The 265-nt window shown below is 69.4% G+C and carries 1 protein-coding gene; it reads right to left on the bottom strand.

From position 1 onward, the window contains the following. On the bottom strand, nt 1–265 hold a 265-nt coding region (locus Ga0451573_RS19295; protein ID WP_231685814.1), incomplete at both ends, for a TolC family protein.

Raw genomic sequence — 265 nt, 5'->3', positions numbered from 1 at the left:
CCTGCGCGTCCGTGATCGCCTGTTCGATGTCGAGCGCGGTCACGCGGCGCTGCGCATCCGCCTGGGTCCGCTGCGCGGTCGCCTGCGCAATCGCGGCGCGACCATTGTTGAACACCGGGATCGGGATCGACACGCTGAACACCGCCGCCATGTCGTTGGTCGCTTCCAGGCGGCGGATCGACGGCCCGACGTTCAGGTCAGGCACGCGATTGGCGCGCGCGAGCCGCACGCCGGCTTCGGCAATGGAGAAATCCGCGTTGGCTGC

This window comes from Phosphitispora fastidiosa, from assembly GCF_019008365.1.
In the GTDB taxonomy this organism is placed as follows: Bacteria; Bacillota; Thermincolia; order Thermincolales; family UBA2595; genus Phosphitispora; species Phosphitispora fastidiosa.
The sequence above is the reverse complement of the archived record's forward strand: the minus strand, read 5'-3'. Positions and strand labels throughout refer to the sequence as shown.